The 15,852-nt window shown below is 72.4% G+C and carries 15 protein-coding genes; 3 read left to right on the forward strand and 12 right to left on the reverse strand.

The window, feature by feature from the left end:
- Positions 1–148 precede the first annotated feature (148 nt).
- On the forward strand, positions 149–541 hold the full coding sequence (locus ACIBTU_RS22990) for an SSI family serine proteinase inhibitor (RefSeq protein ID WP_399128220.1): 393 nt from the start codon (positions 149–151) through the stop codon (positions 539–541).
- Between the two features lie 22 nt (positions 542–563).
- On the opposite strand, the gene ACIBTU_RS22995 is transcribed toward ACIBTU_RS22990, so the two are convergent.
- The 5 genes from ACIBTU_RS22995 to ACIBTU_RS23015 form a co-directional block, all read right to left on the reverse strand.
- Complete coding sequence (locus ACIBTU_RS22995) at positions 564–722, reverse strand: hypothetical protein (RefSeq protein WP_188340237.1); 159 nt, start codon at positions 720–722, stop codon at positions 564–566.
- A gap of 96 nt (positions 723–818) precedes the next feature.
- Complete coding sequence (locus ACIBTU_RS23000) at positions 819–1,772, reverse strand: cytochrome c oxidase assembly protein (RefSeq protein ID WP_399128221.1); 954 nt, start codon at positions 1,770–1,772, stop codon at positions 819–821.
- Positions 1,773–1,908: 136 nt separating this feature from the next.
- Positions 1,909–2,934 (reverse strand): 6-phosphofructokinase, encoded by a 1,026-nt coding sequence (locus ACIBTU_RS23005; RefSeq protein ID WP_188340239.1) that lies wholly within the window; start codon positions 2,932–2,934, stop codon positions 1,909–1,911.
- 177 nt (positions 2,935–3,111) lie between these two features.
- A complete protein-coding gene (locus tag ACIBTU_RS23010) occupies positions 3,112–3,843 on the reverse strand; it encodes a type 1 glutamine amidotransferase (RefSeq protein ID WP_399128223.1) in 732 nt (243 codons plus the stop codon).
- A gap of 41 nt (positions 3,844–3,884) precedes the next feature.
- Entirely contained in the window at positions 3,885–5,123 is a 1,239-nt protein-coding gene (locus ACIBTU_RS23015) for a MurT ligase domain-containing protein (RefSeq protein ID WP_399128224.1), read from the reverse strand.
- A 142-nt stretch (positions 5,124–5,265) separates the two neighbouring features.
- On the opposite strand from ACIBTU_RS23015, the gene def reads away from it, so the two are divergent.
- On the forward strand, positions 5,266–5,814 hold the full coding sequence (gene def, locus ACIBTU_RS23020) for a peptide deformylase (protein WP_399128225.1): 549 nt from the start codon (positions 5,266–5,268) through the stop codon (positions 5,812–5,814).
- Positions 5,815–5,821: 7 nt separating this feature from the next.
- On the opposite strand, the gene ACIBTU_RS23025 is transcribed toward def, so the two are convergent.
- Entirely contained in the window at positions 5,822–6,475 is a 654-nt protein-coding gene (locus tag ACIBTU_RS23025) for a TetR family transcriptional regulator (protein WP_399128226.1), read from the reverse strand.
- Between the two features lie 163 nt (positions 6,476–6,638).
- On the opposite strand from ACIBTU_RS23025, the gene ACIBTU_RS23030 reads away from it, so the two are divergent.
- Positions 6,639–7,865 carry an acyl-CoA dehydrogenase family protein gene (locus ACIBTU_RS23030; RefSeq protein ID WP_399128227.1) on the forward strand — a complete coding sequence of 409 codons (1,227 nt, stop codon included), beginning with the start codon at positions 6,639–6,641 and terminating at the stop codon, positions 7,863–7,865.
- Positions 7,866–7,885: 20 nt separating this feature from the next.
- Here ACIBTU_RS23030 and ACIBTU_RS23035 read toward each other — a convergent pair whose 3' ends face one another.
- From ACIBTU_RS23035 to ACIBTU_RS23060, 6 genes are all read right to left on the reverse strand, one after another.
- Entirely contained in the window at positions 7,886–8,641 is a 756-nt protein-coding gene (locus ACIBTU_RS23035; protein WP_399128228.1) for an SDR family NAD(P)-dependent oxidoreductase, read from the reverse strand.
- Positions 8,638–9,177 carry a cupin domain-containing protein gene (locus ACIBTU_RS23040; protein ID WP_399128229.1) on the reverse strand — a complete coding sequence of 180 codons (540 nt, stop codon included), beginning with the start codon at positions 9,175–9,177 and terminating at the stop codon, positions 8,638–8,640. The genes ACIBTU_RS23035 and ACIBTU_RS23040 overlap by 4 nt, the downstream gene beginning before the upstream one ends.
- Positions 9,174–10,403 (reverse strand): cytochrome P450, encoded by a 1,230-nt coding sequence (locus ACIBTU_RS23045; RefSeq protein ID WP_399128230.1) that lies wholly within the window; start codon positions 10,401–10,403, stop codon positions 9,174–9,176. The genes ACIBTU_RS23040 and ACIBTU_RS23045 overlap by 4 nt, the downstream gene beginning before the upstream one ends.
- A complete protein-coding gene (locus tag ACIBTU_RS23050) occupies positions 10,400–11,482 on the reverse strand; it encodes a type III polyketide synthase (protein ID WP_399128232.1) in 1,083 nt (360 codons plus the stop codon). Before ACIBTU_RS23050 ends, ACIBTU_RS23045 begins: the two co-directional genes overlap by 4 nt.
- A gap of 134 nt (positions 11,483–11,616) precedes the next feature.
- Positions 11,617–12,960, reverse strand: coding sequence for an SWF or SNF family helicase (locus ACIBTU_RS23055; protein ID WP_399128233.1), 1,344 nt, complete (start codon positions 12,958–12,960; stop codon positions 11,617–11,619).
- Positions 12,960–15,773 (reverse strand): DEAD/DEAH box helicase, encoded by a 2,814-nt coding sequence (locus ACIBTU_RS23060; protein WP_399128234.1) that lies wholly within the window; start codon positions 15,771–15,773, stop codon positions 12,960–12,962. Before ACIBTU_RS23060 ends, ACIBTU_RS23055 begins: the two co-directional genes overlap by 1 nt.
- Between the last annotated feature and the right edge of the window lie 79 nt (positions 15,774–15,852).

A 15,852-nucleotide genomic window follows, 5' to 3' on the forward strand; every position in this document is an offset into this window, starting at 1 on the left:
GATGCGTGCGCACAGTAGTCAATCCCCGGCGACGGCGCGAGAGCCCTTTCGGGCCCACTGCCCGGTTCGCACGGCGCGTCCCTTTGGCCGGACGCCGTGGGAGGAGTGCTCTGGTCCCACCTTGTCGTCCTCGTATCGGGAGGCCCGCATGCGGACCCTGCACCTCGCCACTGCCGCCCTGCTGTCACTCGGCGCGGTCGCCCCGGCCGCCGGAGCCGCCGAACCCGTACCCGTACCCGGTGACGGCCTCTACCTCACGGTCTCCGGCGACGGCGAGACCTGGACCCGCGGCGTCCGCCTGGAGTGCGTGCCCGTCCCGGCGGGGCACCACCCGTACGCCGCCGAGTCCTGCGCCGCGCTCGCCGCCGCGGACGGCGACCTGGACGCGCTGGAGGGGCAGCCCTGGCGCTGCACGGAGGAGAACGCGCCGGTCACCGCCGCCGCGCACGGAACCTTCGCAGGGCGGACGATCAACTGGCGCAGGACCTTCACGAACGCCTGCACGCTGGAGGCCTCGACCGGGGACGTCTTCCGCTTCTGACCCGCGTGGCGCCGAGGCCGGCTCAGGCGCTGCGCGAGGCCACCATCGCCACGGTGATCAGGCCGAGCACGACCCAGCCGAACCACAGCCAGCCGTTGCTCCCGAGCGCCACCGTGTACGCGGTCACGGCCACCAGGCCGCCGACGGTGAAGGCACCCATCGTCTTCGTCGATCCGGGCATCGCGCACTCCTCCCGGCAGCCCGGACGGCGTACGACGGTGTGCGGCGCCCGAACCGCGGCCAGAAGGCCATAGTCACCCGGCGACGGGCCGCGGCGCTACTGTCCGCGCGTGTTCAGCGAGGCCAGATAGGCGTTGTACGCGGCGAGCTCCGCGTCCCCGTCCCGGTCCGCCTTGCGGTCCTGGCGGCGCGCCTGCCGGTCCTCGGACTTCTTCCACTGGAAGAGCAGCGCGAGCAGCACCAGGACCGACGGGACCTCGCTGAACGCCCACGCGATGCCGCCCGCCGCCGTCTGGTCCGCCAGCGGATCGATGCCGAGCGAGGCGGGCGGGTTGTCGAAGGTGCCCACCATCGTGGTGCTCGCCATCATCAGCGCGATGCCGAAGAACGCGTGGAACGGCATGCCCGCGAACAGCTCCAGCATCCGCATCACGTAGCCCGGCCGGTGCGGGCCCGGGTCCACGCCCATGATCGGCCAGAAGAACACCAGGCCCACGGCGAGGAAGTGCACCATCATGCCGAGGTGCCCGACCTTCGACCCCATCAGGAAGTCGAAGAGGGGAGTGAAGTACAGGGCGTACAGGCTCGCGATGAACAGCGGGATCGTGAACGCGGGATGCGTGACGATCCGCATGTAGCGGCTGTGCAGCAGCATCAGGAGCAGTTCGCGCGGGCCCTTGTTGCCGCGCTTCGCCGCGACCGGCAGCGCCCGCAGCGCGAGCGTGATCGGCGCCCCCATGAGCAGCAGGATCGGCGACAGCATGCTGATCACCATGTGCTGCACCATGTGCACGCTGAACATGACCATCCCGTAGTCGTTCAGCTTCGTGCACATCACCAGGGCGATGGTGAGCACGCCCACGACGAACGACAGGGTGCGCGACACCGGCCACTTGTCACCGCGGCGCGCGAGCCGCACGACCGCCCAGCCGTACAGGCCGAGGGCGACCAGACAGCCGATGAGGAAGAAGGGGTCGGCCGACCAGCCAAGGCCACGCCCCAGCGTGAACGGCGGCAGATCCATGTTCATGCCGTGCCCGCTGTGATCCATCCGCCGGCTCCTGTTGCTCGTTTCGTACGGATTGTGCGCCACCAGACTAGAACTGCCCCCGGCCGGGACTTCGGCCGGGGGCAGCTCACTACAAAGAACAACTAAAAAGAGCGCGGAGCGTAGAAGGCGCGGTGACTCAGAGCACGCACTCCGCCTCGGCGTAGCGCTCGTCGGGGACCGTCTTGAGCGTCTCCACGGCCTCGGCCAGCGACACCATCACGATGTCCGTGCCGCGCAGCGCCGTCATCCGCCCGAACTCGCCGCGATGGACGGCCTCCACCGCGTGCCAGCCGAACCGCGTCGCGAGGACCCGGTCGTACGCGGTCGGGGTGCCGCCGCGCTGGACGTGCCCGAGGATCACCGGACGCGCCTCCTTGCCGAGGCGCTGCTCCAGCTCGATCGAGAGCTGACGGGCGATGCCGGCGAAGCGCTCGTGCCCGTAGACGTCCTTGCCGCCCTCGTCGAACTCCATCGAGCCGGCCCGGGGCTTGGCGCCCTCCGCGGCGACGACGATCGCGAACTTCTTGCCCGCCTCGAAACGCTCGCCGACCTTGCGGGTCAGCTCCTCGATGTCGAAGGGGCGCTCCGGGACGACGACGGCGTGCGCGCCGGCCGCCATGCCCGAGTGCAGGGCGATCCAGCCGGTGTGCCGCCCCATGACCTCCACGATCAGCACCCGCTGGTGCGACTCGGCGGTGGTCTTGAGTCGGTCGAGGGCCTCCGTGGCGACCCCGACGGCCGTGTCGAAACCGAAGGTCACGTCCGTGACAGCGATGTCGTTGTCGATCGTCTTCGGGACACCGACGATCGGCAGGCCGTTGTCGGACAGCAGCCGGGCCGCCTTGAGGGTGCCTTCCCCGCCGATCGGGATGATCGCGTCGAGTCCCAGCTCGGCGACGTGGCCCTTGGCGCGCTCGACGCCGTCCCGCAGATGTGCGGGCTGGACCCGGGAGGAGCCGAGGATGGTGCCGCCGCGGGCCAGGATGCCGCCGACGGCGTCCAGGTCGAGCTTGCGGTAGTCGCACTCGAGCAGACCCTTCCACCCGTCGTGGAAGCCGATGACCTCGTCGCCGTGGTCGACGACGGCTCGGTGCACGACCGAGCGGATCACCGCGTTCAGTCCGGGACAGTCTCCGCCGGAGGTGAGGACACCAATACGCATAAGCCCGCAATACCTTTGCAAACGTGGGCCGATGACCGGACCACGCCGTCCGGCTGGACCCCCGTACCTTATCGGCGCCCGGGGGCCCCGCCGTACGGGGCGTCCGACTGCTGGACAACCCCGCTCATATGGGCGTGGGGCTGCCCCGAAGGTGCGTACGCGGAGGGTTCCGCAGGCCTAGGCGGGCTGCGCCGTGGCGGACGCGATCCGCTCGTTGCGCAGCGCCTCGTACCACTGCTCGTCGACCGGCGGCAGCGCGTTCACATCGAGGGCCAGCTTCAGGAGCAGGTCCGCGATCTGCGGGTTGCGCGCCATCACGGGCCCGTGCATGTACGTGCCGAACACCGTGTCGTTGAAGGCGCCTTCGGTGCCGTCGCCCGTGCCGTTGCCCCGGCCGATGCGGGTGCGCGCGAAGGGACGGGCCGTGGGGCCCAGGTGCGTGACGCCCTGGTGGTTCTCGAAACCGGTCAGCGGCGGCAGGTTCAGCTGCGGGTCGATGTCGGCCAGCACGTCGCCGACGCAGCGCTCGCCCTCGCCGCGCGTGGAGACCACGTCGAGCAGGCCGAGGCCGGGCTCGCGCTCGCCCAGGTCGTTGATGAACTCGTGGCCGAGGATCTGGTAGCCGGCGCAGACGGAGAAGACGATCGCGCCGTTGCCGACCGCGCGCTGCAGGCCGCCGTCACGGCGCAGCCGTTCGGCCGCGAGTCGCTGCGGACGGTCCTCGCCGCCACCGATCAGGTAGATGTCGCCGGAGGTGGGGATCGGCTGGTCGCTGCGCACGTCGTAGCGCTCGACGTTCAGACGGCGCTGGCGGGCGCGCCGCTCCACCACCAGGGCGTTGCCCTGGTCGCCGTAGGTGCTCAGCAGGTCGGGGTAGACCCACACGAGACGCAGGCTGCTGTCGCTCATGCTCATCCTTAGCTGTTTCCGCTGGTTCTCGTCGGGGCGGGTCAGTTGCCGACGCGGCGGCGGACGTCCTGGAACGCGGTGTAGTTGGCGATCAGCTCGATCCGGCCCTGGGGCAGGACCTGCACGGCCTCGTCGAGCGTCTCGCAGACCCGGAAGTCCAGGCCCGCGACCTCGAGCCGGACCGCGAGGTCCAGCTTGCGGTCGCCGATCACGCAGATCGGGTGCCCGGCCAGACGCGTGTAGTCGACGTCCCACAGCCAGGAGGTGTCGGTGCCGTCCGCGCCCCGCGCGTTGACCGAGAGGATCACCGGGGTCGGCGGCGGGTCGATGAGGGTAAACGTTTCGAGCCAGCCCGCCGGGTTCTTGGCGAGCAGCAGTCGCAGGTCGCGGTCCATGAACTGGACGACGTCGTAGCGGCCCGCGACGGCCTGCACCTGGTACATGCGCTCCAGGGCCACCTGCGGCGGCACGCCGAAGACGGCGGCGACGGCGGCGGACGTGGCCGCGTTCGCCTTGTTGGCACGGCCGGGCAGCTGGAGGTGGATCGGCCAGGCGGAGCCGTGCGGGTCCAGCACGTAGTCGCCCTGGAGCGCCCAGCTCGCGGTCGGGCGGCGGAAACCGCACTCGCCGCAGAACCAGTCGTCGCCGGGACGCTGCATCACGCCACCGCAGGCGGGGCAGGACCAGGCGTCGTCCTTCCACTCCTGGCCGGCCGCGACCCACACGACGTTCGCCGAGGAGGAGGCGGCCCAGACGACCAGCGGGTCGTCCGCGTTGGCGATCACGACCGCCTTCGAACCGGCGAGGCCCTCGCGCCACTTCTCGGCGAGCATGCGGGTCTCGGCGGCGCGGTCGAGCTGGTCGCGCGAGAGGTTGAGCAGCGCGATCGCCTTCGGGCTGGTGTCGCGCGCGACACCGGCCAGGTACTTCTCGTCGACCTCGATGACGCCGAACTTGGCCTCGGAACCACCGGCGAGCGCCGAGGTGATGCCGGCGGGCATGTTCGCGCCCAGCGCGTTCGACACGACCTCGCCGCTCGCGCGCAGGGCCTCCGCGATCAGGCGCGTGGTCGTCGTCTTGCCGTTCGTGGCCGAGACGAGCACGACGTCCAGGTGCTGGGCGAGCCGTCCGAGCAGCTCGGGGTCGAGCTTGAGCGCGACCTTGCCACCGATCACCGAGCCGCTGCCACGGCCCGCCGCGCGCGAGACCGCCGCCGCGGCCTTGCCCGCCGTCACGGCCAGCTTGGCCCGCGGAGTCATCGACTCCGAGTTGCCTGCCATCTTCCTGGGTCCTCCTTGCGTACGGCGCCGCGCCTGCCCCCGGCATCGCTTTTCCGCCTCAGCCTATCGAGACTCACCGACAAGCCCGAACAGCGGCACCACCAGCACGGGGAGGCTTGTACCGGACCGTACCCTTACGGCCATGCGACACGGCTCGATCCCGGGCGCCTCAGGGCGCGTACGACCCCTGACCCTGCTCGGAGCTCCCGTACTGCGGGAACCCTGCGCCGAGGTGACGGACTTCGGTCCCGCGCTGGCGCGTCTCGTGGAGGACATGTTCGCCACGATGTACGCCGCTCAGGGGGTCGGCCTGGCCGCCAATCAAGTGGGGGAGTCCTTGCGGGTCTTCGTCTACGACTGCGAGGACGACGACGATGTGCGCCACGTGGGACACGTGGTGAACCCGCGTCTGGTCGAGGCCGACGGCATCGAGATCCGCGGTCCCGAGGGCTGTCTCTCGCTGCCCGGACTGGAGGCGGGGACGCCGCGTTTCGACCACGCGCGCGTGGAGGGTGTGGACGTCCAGGGAGATCCTGTGGTGATTCATGGCACAGGCTGGTTCGCCCGCTGTCTCCAGCACGAGTGCGACCACCTGGAGGGGCGCATCTACGCGGACCGCGTCACCGGCTGGCGGCACCGCAAGGTGATGCGCCAGGCGGCCAAGGCCCCCTGGGCGCGCACCGGGGCGTAGCTCCGGGTCAGAAGCCGGGGCCGTCCGCCTTGTCGCCGGCGGCCGCGAGGCGTCCCCACAGGAGATCCGCGAGGCCGTGGACCAGCTCCGCGCGGGAGCACGGGCGCTCGCCGAGCCACCAGTCGCCCGCGGCGTGCATCATGCCGACGATCCCGTGGCCCCACATCCGGGCGAGCTGCTGTCCGCCGGGCCCGAAGTCGACCCGCTCCTCGATGACGTCCGCGAGGTCCTCGCCCATGCGCCGCAGCAGCGGGGCCGAGTGCTGCCCGACATCGAAGCCGGTGTCGCCGGGGGAGCCCTCCGCGGGGTGCATCAGGAAGCGGTACACCTGCGGCCGGGCCTCGATCGCCGCCAGGTACGTGTCCAGGGTCGACTCCACCCGCTGGCGCCGGGCCGCGGGGGCGTCGAGCGCCGCCCGCAGGGAGGCGAGGAGCGCGTCGGTGTGCCGCTTGGCGAGCGCCGCGTACAGGCCGCCCTTGTCGCCGAAGTGCCGGTACAGGATCGGCTTGGTGATGCCCGCCTCGGCGGCGATCGCGTTCATGGAGGCGCCGGGGCCGTCGCGGAGCACCACGCGGTCGGCGGCCTCGAGCAGCTCACGCCGCCGCCGCTCGGCGGCGGACTGCTGGTCCGCGCGCTGATGGGTCCGCTGTGTGGTCTCCATGAGGATCTCCCCGCCCGTGCGATGGCTTGACGCACGCGAAAGGTAACACCCGGCGAATGTCGGGCATCGAACGCGTACTCGGCGGTTGACATCACCTACTGGTGAGTAACAGACTTCGGTTACCGCAAGTAACGCATGCAGTGTATGCAGCCCTGGAGGGGTCATGGCCGAGTTCACGATGGATCTCAACGACGAGCAGAAGGAAGTCCGTGACTGGCTTCACGGTTTTGCCGCCGATGTGATCCGCCCCGCGGCCGCCGAATGGGACGAGCGCGAGGAGACCCCCTGGCCGGTCATCCAGGAGGCCGCCAAGCTCGGAATCTACTCCCTGGACTTCTACGCGCAGCAGTTCTTCGACCCGACCGGCCTCGGTATCCCGATGGCCATGGAGGAGCTCTTCTGGGGCGACGCGGGCATCGCCCTGTCGATCGTGGGCACGGGCCTCGCCGCGGTCGGCGTCCTCGCCAACGGCACCGAGGAGCAGATCGGCACCTGGATCCCGCAGATGTACGGCGACGCGAACGACGTGAAGGTGGCCGCCTTCTGCTCGTCCGAGCCGGACGCGGGCTCCGACGTCGCCGCCATGCGCACGCGCGCCGTCTACGACGAGGCCAAGGACGAGTGGGTCCTGAACGGCACCAAGACCTGGGCGACGAACGGCGGCATCGCCAACGTCCACGTCGTGGTCGCCTCCGTGGACCCGGAGCTCGGCTCCAAGGGCCACGCCTCCTTCATCGTGCCGCCGGCCACCGAGGGCCTCTCCCAGGGCCAGAAGTTCAAGAAGCACGGCATCCGCGCCTCGCACACCGCCGAGGTCGTCCTCGAGAACGTGCGCGTGCCCGGCTCCTGCCTGCTCGGCGGCAAGGAGAAGCTCGACGAGCGCCTCGCCCGCGCGCGTGAGAAGGCCAAGTCGGGCGGCGAGCGCGTGAAGAACGCCGCCATGGCCACCTTCGAGGCCTCCCGCCCGGCCGTCGGCGCCATGGCCGTCGGCACCGCCCGCGCCGCCTACGAGGAGGCGCTGGAGTACGCGAAGACGCGCGAGCAGTTCGGCCGCCCGATCATCGACAACCAGGGCGTCGCCTTCCAGCTCGCCGACATGCGCACCTCGATCGACGCCGCGCGTCTCCTGGTGTGGCGCGCCTCCTGGATGGCGACCACGGGCAAGAAGTTCGAGAACGCCGAGGGCTCCATGTCCAAGCTGTTCGCGAGCGAGACCGCCAAGAAGGTCACCGCCCAGGCCGTCCAGATCCTCGGCGGCAACGGCTTCACGCGTGAGTACCCGGTGGAGCGCATGCACCGCGACGCCGCGATCTACACGATCTTCGAGGGCACGAGCGAGATCCAGCGCCTGGTCATCGCCCGCACCCTCTCGGGGATGCCGATCCGCTAGGACCCGTCCTCGCGGCGGCCTCAGGAGTCGACCAGGGCCCCGCACGAGATGTTCACGGTCGCGGACGTCATCGTGCGGGCCCGGTCCGAGGCGACGAACACGGCGACCTCGCCCACATCGGCGAGGGTCGCCGTACGGCCGAGCAGCGTGGGCTCGGCGAGCCGCTCCGCCAGTTCCGCCCGGCCCTCGAAGCCGGCGGGCAGGCTCTCGGGGATCCCGCCCGTCTTCAGCGTGACGACCCGGATCCCCGCGGGCCCCAGCTCGCAGGCCCACTGCCGGCGCAGCCCCTCCAGGGCGTCGAGCGACACCTTGAAGCCGCCGAGCCCCGGCTGTGTCTGTGGTCCCGAGCCGCCGAACGCGAGCACCACGCCCGACCCGCGCGCCACCATGTGACGCGCCGCCGCCCGCGTGGTGAGGAACTGCGTCCGCATCGTGTTCTCGACCGGCGCCACGAACTCCTCGGCGCTCAGCTCCATGAGCGGCCGCTGCACGTCACCGACGCCGATCAGGTTGAACGAGATGTCGATCCGTCCGGTGCGCCGCGCGACCGCGTCCACGAAACCGTGCACGGCCCGCTCGTCCAGCGCGTCGACCAGATGGGCCTCCGCGCTCCCGCCGGCCGCCCGGATCGCCTCGGCGGTCCGCTCCACCGGCTCGGCCGAGCGCCCGGCGAGGAACACCGTGGCGCCCTCCTGCGCGAACGCCCGGGAGACGGCGCCTCCGACGGCGCCCCCGGCACCGTAGACGAGCGCCACCCTCCCTTCGAGCTGCTTCACGGCAGCGCCCCGTGCCGCAGCGGGGTCAGCTGCTCGATGTCGTAGCGGGACCGCAGCTCCTCGATGGCGGCGTGGTCGGGCGGGCCGTCCGACGCCAGGATGTCGAGGAGCTCCTCGAAGTACCGCTCGTGGTCCGGCGGGGGAGAGGCCTGGAAGAACATCTTCGCCGGGCTGCCCGTGGGGTTGGCGAAGGCGTGCGGACACCCCGGCGGCACCACGATGACCGTCCCCGGGGTGGCCCGCACGACTCCGCCGCCCGAGGCCGACCGCCAGCGCTGCCAGTGGTCCGGCGTCCTGATCCGCGGCTCGAAGGCGAGCACGTCCAGCTCGCCCTCGAGGACGTAGAACAACTCCTCGCTCCTGGTGTGCACATGGGCGCCGACGTCGAACCCCGGTGGCACCACCACCTCGAAGCTCGACGCCATGCGGGAATGGTCGCCGGTGACCTTGAAGGTGACCTGCTGCGCCGCCGTCTCCACGGTCCGTCCGTGACCTGGCGGCACCAGCAGCCCCTCCGCGGGCGTCAGTGCGGTCATCCGCTCTCCGACCACGTCACGGGCATCGCCTCCGGACCACGGATCAACGCGCCCTTGCGGAAGGGCACTTCCTCGGCGGGCACGGCCAGCCGCAGACCGGGGAAACGGTCCAGCAACGCACCCACGAGGAGCTCCGACTCCAGCCGCGCCAGCATGCCGCCCACGCAGTAGTGCGGTCCGAACCCGAAGGAGACATGCGGATTCGGGGTGCGGTCGAAGTCGATCCGGTCGGGGTCCGGGAACACGTCCGGATCGCGATTGGCGGCGAGATAGGAGACGTAGACCGCGTCGCCCTCACTGATGCGCACGCCCGCGACGTCGACGTCCTCCAGGGCGATGCGCGAGAGACCCACCGCGCTGCGGTGCGGGATGTAGCGCAGCAGCTCGTCGATGGCCTGCGGGCGCAGCTCCGGCTCCGCCCGCAGGCGCGCCGTCAGGTCGGGGCGCGTGAGCAGGATGTACGCCATGTTGCCGCAGTTGTTGGTGACGGCCTCGCCGCCGATCTGCACCAGGACCGCGAGGCCGACCGCCTCGTCCTCCGTGATCTCACCGGCCGCGACGGCGGCGCCCAGCAAGGAGGTGACGTCCTCGCGCGTGCTGTCGCAGCGCGAGCGCACCAGGTGCGTGAAGTACGCCGACATCTCGTTCCGGGCGCGCTCGCTGACCTCGGCGCCGTGCGCGGACGACAGGATCAACTGCGTCCACGTGTGCATCAGATGACGGTCGGCAGCCGGGACGCCCATCAGCTCGCAGATCACGGCGATGGGGAAGGGGGCGAGCAGCCGCTCGGTCAGATCGGCCGGCGGCCCGTCGGCCAGCAGTCCGTCCACCATCTCGTCGAGCATGCTCCGCGCGCTCGCCCGCAGCCGCTCGACCCCGCGCGCGGTGAACGCGGCGGCGACCGAACGCCGCAGCCGGGTGTGGTCCGGTGGATCGGCGAAACCGACGGCGCCCGCCTGCGGGATGAAGTGCGGTGCCAGACGCGTCACCTGCCGGCCCATGACGGCCTCACGGCTGAAGCGCGGGTCGTTCGTCACCGTACGGACGTCCTCGTGGCGCGTCACCAGCCAGGCCCAGCCCTCGCCGTTCGGCAGCTGGATCCGGGTCACCGGGCCCTCGCGCATCAGCCGCGTCAGCACCGGGTCGAAGTCGACGCCGTGCAGGTCCAGGGCGGGCCACTCACGGACCGGCGGGCGCGTGGCGGTCTCGGTGGTCTTCTCTGTCATACGGCGGCCTCCACGAGCCCGGAACGATCGGTGGGGCGGCTCCAGCGGCCCAGCGACATCTCCGCGGTGATCCCGGGCCCGAACCCGGCGAGCAGACCGCGGGCCGTGGGGTGCGCGCCGCCCTCGTCGAAGAGGCGGCGCAGCGCGTCCAGGACGACGGCGCTGGCGATGTTGCCGTACTCGGTGAGCGTGGCCCGGCTGAACCGGAAGGCGTCCGGCGGCACCTGGAGGAACTTGCTGAGGTCGTCCAGGATGCGCGGACCGCCCGCGTGAATGATGTAGAAGTCCAGCTCGGACGCGTTCCAGCCGTGCAGTCCCGCGAGCTGCTGGAGCGCCGGTGCGAGCGGCTCCATCGTGGTGGGCACCCGCTTGTCGAGCAGGAAGTGGAAGCCCGTGGCCCGGATGTCGTACGCGATCCAGTCCTCGGTCTTCGGGATGAGGTACGAGCCGTTGCGCTCCAGCGTGATGCCCGTGCCGCCCGAACCGCGCACGACCGCCGCGGCGACCCCGTCGCCGAACAGGCCGTTGGACAGCAGCGAACCGACGCCCAGGTCGGTCGGCTGGTAGCACAGCGAGCAGAACTCGCAGGCCACGATCAGCGCGTTCGCCTCCGGGTAGGCCGTGCAGAAGTCGTGCGCCCGGTTCACCGCGGCGCCGCCCGCCGCGCAGCCCAGCTGGGCTATGGGTATCTGCCTGGTGTCGCTGGAGAACTCCATCTCGTTGATCAGCCACGCGGTCAGCGACGGCATCATGAAGCCGGTGCACGACACGTAGATGATCACGTCGATGTCCTGGGCGCGCAGCTCCGCGTCCTCCAGCGCCCGGCGCACCACGGCGGGCACGCGGGCCTTCGCCTCCGCCTGGTAGAGCGCGTTGCGCCCCTCGAAGCCGGGGTGCTTGAGGGTCTCCTCGATGGGCTGCACGATGTGCCGCGTCCGCACGCCCGTGTTCTCGATCAGGCGCAGGGCCAGCGGGAGTTGAGGGTGCCCGTCATGGTGGGTGCGCGCCAGTGCGAGGGTCTCCTCCATGGTGATCACGTGTTCCGGTACGGAGACAGCTGGTCTGCACAAAGTCGCCATGAGCCCGCGCCTTCCGATCGCCCCCTGGTGGTCGCCGCCCGCTTGTCGTGGGCGGCTCAACCACGATCCCCCGCCGCGCACCGTTCGGCCCGCAGGACTACTCCGTACCGGTGGCGGCGGGGGCTTGCGCGGCGCTACTCCTCGCCCGCTCCCAGGGCTGTGGCCAGCGCGGACGCCGGATCGGCCGCGGCCGGACCGACGGGCGTCCAACGGCCCCGCTCCCTGCGGTACGGCCACCAGCGGCCGTCGCCCCCCAGACGCAGCTGGGCCGCCCCGCCGGCCGCAGTCCAGCGGCCGCGGGACGCCTCGAGCACGGGCCGCTCACCCTCGTCCCATGCGGCGTCCAGAGCGGCACGCGCGCGTGCCGCGGACTCCGGGTCCGGTGTCTCGTCCCGCTCCAGGACGGCGAGCGCCGCCGGGCCGCCGCACTCCCAGGCCCGCACGGCCAGGGCCAGGCCCTCGCGGTCCCGGCCCGAACCCTCGGCCAGCCGCAGCGCCACCCGCTCCCCGGGCCCGCCGGCGGCCAGCCGCACGGCGTCCTCGGCCGCGGACGGCTCGGGCACGGGCGCCCGCAGCGCGTGACCGTCGGCGAGCGCGTCGGCCAGCAGCCTGCGCGCCTCCGCGGCCGCCTGCGCGCCCAGGAACTCCAGGGCGTCCGCGTCGAGCCCCTCGGGCGCGGGCGTCTCCGTGTCCAGGGACGGCGGCACGCCCGGCTCCTGGGGCAGCTCCGGCTCCCCGGGCAGCGGCGGCAGCACGAGCGCCGACGCGTACGCCTCCGCGGCGTCCACACCGTCGGGCTCCGCCACCGGCTCGGGCCCCGGTTCGGGGGCGCTGCGGGCAGCGCTGCGCACCTGGAGCTCGTCCAGCAACTCCCGCTCGCCCCGGCCGCGCAGCAGGAACAGCAGGAACGGATCCTGGTCGAGCAGCCGCGCCAACTGGTAGCTCAGCGCCGTGGTGTGGGCGCAGTGGTCCCAGGCGCCGCACTCGCACTCCGGCTCCAAGTCGCCGACGCCCGGCAGCAGTTCCACGCCCGCCGTCGCGGCGTCCTCCACCAGGTGCGGCGGCATGTCGCGGTCCAGGAGCGCCGCGATGTGCCCGGCACGCTCGACGGCCATGTCCGCGAACCGGTCCCACGCGTCCGTGTCCCACTGCCCCAGCAGCACGTCCGCGCGGTGCCGGGCGCCGCCGCGGTCCCGCACCACCGCGGTGATGCGACCAGGGCGCACCGACACCGCGCCGACCGAGCCCGCACGGGCCAGCCCGCGGCCCGACTTGAGCTGCCGGAGCTCCAACGCCGTGTCCTCCAGCGCCTTCAGCCACGCCTGGCCCCACCAGGTGACGGCGAAACCCCTCCCGTGGATGGGCGGCAGCGCGGCGAAGGTGAGCTCCCTCGAAGCGCTCGCGCCGGACGCCTCGCCGTGCTCCTCGTGCTCCTCGTGTTCGAGCTCGGGCTCGTAGTCGTCGTACAGCTCGCTCATCAGGCGCCGCCCCCTCGCAGCTCGACCAGATCGGCCAGTTCGGCATCGGTCAGTTCGGTCAGGGCGGCCTCCCCGGCGCCCAGCACGGCGTCCGCCAGCTCCCGCTTGCGATCCAGCATCGCGGCGATGCGGTCCTCGATCGTGCCCTCCGCGATCAGCCGGTGCACCTGCACGGGACGGGTCTGTCCGATGCGGTACGCGCGGTCGGTGGCCTGGGCCTCCACCGCCGGGTTCCACCAGCGGTCGTAGTGCACGACGTGTTCCGCGCGCGTGAGGTTCAGCCCCGTGCCGGCGGCCTTCAAGGAGAGCAGGAACACCGGGACCTCGCCGTCCTGGAAGCGCTCCACCATGGCCTCGCGCTCCGCCACGGAGGTGCCCCCGTGCAGGAACTGCGTCGCGACGCCCCGCGCGTGCAGATGCCGCTCCACGAGGCGCGCCATCTGCACGTACTGGGTGAACACGAGCACGCTCGCGTCCTCGGACAGGATCGTGTCGAGCAGCTCGTCCAGGAGCTCCAGCTTGCCGGAGCGGCCGGGGATGCGCGGCGCGTCCTCCTTGAGGTACTGCGCCGGGTGGTTGCAGATCTGCTTGAGCGCCGTCAGGAGCTTCACGATCATGCCGCGCCGCTCGAATCCCTGCGCCCCCGCGATCTCCGCCAGCGTCTCGCGCACCACCGCCTCGTAGAGCGCCGTCTGTTCCTTCGTCAGCGACACCGCGCGGTCGGTCTCGGTCTTGGGCGGCAGCTCCGGGGCGATGCCCGGGTCGGACTTGCGGCGGCGCAGCAGGAAGGGCCGCACCAGGCGGGCCAGCCGGTCCGCCGCGGCCGGGTCCTTGCCGCCCTCGACGGCCTGCGCGTACCGCGTCCGGAAGGTACCGAGCCGGCCGAGCAGCCCCGGGGTCGTCCAGTCCAGGATCGCCCACAGCTCCGAGAGGTTGTTCTCCACCGGGGTGCCCGTGAGCGCCACACGCGCGCGGGTGCCGATCGTGCGCAGCTCCTTGGCCGTTGCCGAGTACGGGTTCTTGACGTGCTGCGCCTCGTCCGCGACGACCATGCCCCAGGTCGTCGAGCCCAGCCGCGCGGCGTCCAGGCGCATCGTCCCGTAGGTCGTCAGGACGAACTCGCCCTCGGCCAGGTCCTCCAGGGAACGCCGCGCACCGTGGAAGCGGCGCACGGGAGTGCCCGGCGCGAAGCGCTCGATCTCGCGCTGCCAGTTCCCCATGAGGGACGTCGGGCAGACGACCAGGGTCGGCCCCGCCGTCTCCGGAGCGGTCTGCCGGTGCAGATGCAGCGCGATGAGGGTGATCGTCTTGCCGAGGCCCATGTCGTCGGCGAGACAGGCGCCGAGACCCAAGGAGGTCATGCGGGCCAGCCAGTTGAGCCCGCGCAACTGGTAGTCGCGCAGTTCGGCGTCGAGCGCGGCCGGGCTGCCGACCGGCTCCATGCCCTCCGGGTCCGCGAGACGCTCCCTGAGCTCCGCGAGCCAGCCGGTGGGAAGTACGTCGACCCGGCGCCCGTCGAGCTCCGTGGAGCCCGTCAGGGCGGCGCTGAGCGCGTCGACCGGCGTCACCTTGCGGTCCTGGTGGGCGCGGGCCCGCCGGGCCTCTCCGGGATCCATCAGGACCCACTGGTCGCGCAGCCGCACCACCGGCCGGTTCGACTCGGCGAGCCGGTCCAGCTCGGCGCGGCTCAGCTCCAGGTCGCCGACGGCGAAGCGCCAGTCGAAGGCGAGCAGCGCGTCCGCGCCGAGGAACGACGGTGTGCCTGACGTGATCTCGTCGCCCTCGGGCGGTCCGACCACCGCGCGGGCGGTGAACCGGCGGGCCAGCTCCTTGGGCCAGTGCACGTCGGTGCCGGCCGCCGCCAGCGCGCGGGCCCCCTCCCCGAGCAGCTCGGTGATCTCGTCGTCCGCCAGCTCCAGCGCGTCCGGGACCGCCGCCGACAACAGGGGCGTGAGCGGCGCCCACGCGCGTGCCGCGCGGCGCAGGGCGAGCAGCGCGTCCATGCGCGCCCGTGCCCCGAAGGCCCGGCCGGCCGCGCCCGCCCCCGCCCACACCTCGGCCGCGTCCGCGACCAGGGAAGGATCACTGACGCTGTGGATCTGCAGCACGGCGCGGAAGGGCAGCCGGTCCTCGTCGTCGACGGCCGCGGCGAGCCCGGGCACCTCCACGCGCAAGGAGACCCGCACGCCCGCGTCGTGCCCCGCCGCGACGTCCGCGGCCCAGTCGGCCAACTCGGGCGCCCGGCGCGGCTCGCGGGCGGCGAACGCCGGCGAGCCCGTGGCCAGCGCCGCCGCGGGGGATCGGGGGAGCGTGTCGGCCACGGCGTCCAGGAAGGCCCGCAGCAGGCGCTCGGGCGCGTGCAGCCGCAGCGGCCCCGTCCCGTCGTCGAGCGGTGCGTCGTCGAGCGGCACGGCGTGCGCCTCGGGAGGCATCGCCGCGGCCAGGTCGCGCAGCCGCGCCACGTCGTCGGCGCGCAGCGGTCCGGCCCGCCACGCGTCGTGCCCGGCCGCGCTGAGTCCGGGCAGGAGCAGTCCGCGCGCGGCGAGTTGGAGGGCGAACAGCGCGGCGGCGCCCCAGAAGGCCGTCGTCGGCTCGGGGTCCGCGACGGTGCGCGCCCGGGTGAGGACCGGCAGGGCGGCGCGCACCGGCAGGGCGACCGCGGCGACCGTGACCGTGTCGACCGTGCCGTCCTCGGCGGGCAGCGCCAGCGGCAGGTCGACGGGGGTGCCCGCGAGCGGGGACGGCGGCTGCTCGCCGTCGGGGCGCCAGAAGACGACCGTGGACGCGCGCGCGGGGTCGTCGGGGGTGAACACGGCACAGCACTGTGCGAGTTCGGTGATCTCGGCCGGAGTGGGTGCGGGGTGCGTGAGTGCGGAGATGGTGACTTCCTCG

The sequence above is a fragment of the Streptomyces sp. NPDC050145 genome (assembly GCF_044460245.1).
GTDB lineage: Bacteria > Actinomycetota > Actinomycetes > Streptomycetales > Streptomycetaceae > Streptomyces.

Bases quoted from the DNA above. Each gene is read 5' to 3' on its own strand.
- ACIBTU_RS22990 (WP_399128220.1), top strand. From the start codon at position 149: ATGCGGACCCTGCACCTCGCCACTGCCGCCCTGCTGTCACTCGGCGCG.
- ACIBTU_RS23055 (WP_399128233.1), bottom strand. From the start codon at position 12,960: ATGAGCGAGCTGTACGACGACTACGAGCCCGAGCTCGAACACGAGGAG.
- ACIBTU_RS23050 (WP_399128232.1), bottom strand. From the start codon at position 11,482: ATGGCGACTTTGTGCAGACCAGCTGTCTCCGTACCGGAACACGTGATC.
- def (WP_399128225.1), top strand. From the start codon at position 5,266: ATGCGACACGGCTCGATCCCGGGCGCCTCAGGGCGCGTACGACCCCTG.
- ACIBTU_RS23015 (WP_399128224.1), bottom strand. From the start codon at position 5,123: ATGGCAGGCAACTCGGAGTCGATGACTCCGCGGGCCAAGCTGGCCGTG.
- ACIBTU_RS23025 (WP_399128226.1), bottom strand. From the start codon at position 6,475: ATGGAGACCACACAGCGGACCCATCAGCGCGCGGACCAGCAGTCCGCC.
- ACIBTU_RS23010 (WP_399128223.1), bottom strand. From the start codon at position 3,843: ATGAGCGACAGCAGCCTGCGTCTCGTGTGGGTCTACCCCGACCTGCTG.
- ACIBTU_RS23045 (WP_399128230.1), bottom strand. From the start codon at position 10,403: ATGACAGAGAAGACCACCGAGACCGCCACGCGCCCGCCGGTCCGTGAG.
- ACIBTU_RS22995 (WP_188340237.1), bottom strand. From the start codon at position 722: ATGCCCGGATCGACGAAGACGATGGGTGCCTTCACCGTCGGCGGCCTG.
- ACIBTU_RS23000 (WP_399128221.1), bottom strand. From the start codon at position 1,772: ATGGATCACAGCGGGCACGGCATGAACATGGATCTGCCGCCGTTCACG.
- ACIBTU_RS23005 (WP_188340239.1), bottom strand. From the start codon at position 2,934: ATGCGTATTGGTGTCCTCACCTCCGGCGGAGACTGTCCCGGACTGAAC.
- ACIBTU_RS23040 (WP_399128229.1), bottom strand. From the start codon at position 9,177: ATGACCGCACTGACGCCCGCGGAGGGGCTGCTGGTGCCGCCAGGTCAC.
- ACIBTU_RS23030 (WP_399128227.1), top strand. From the start codon at position 6,639: ATGGCCGAGTTCACGATGGATCTCAACGACGAGCAGAAGGAAGTCCGT.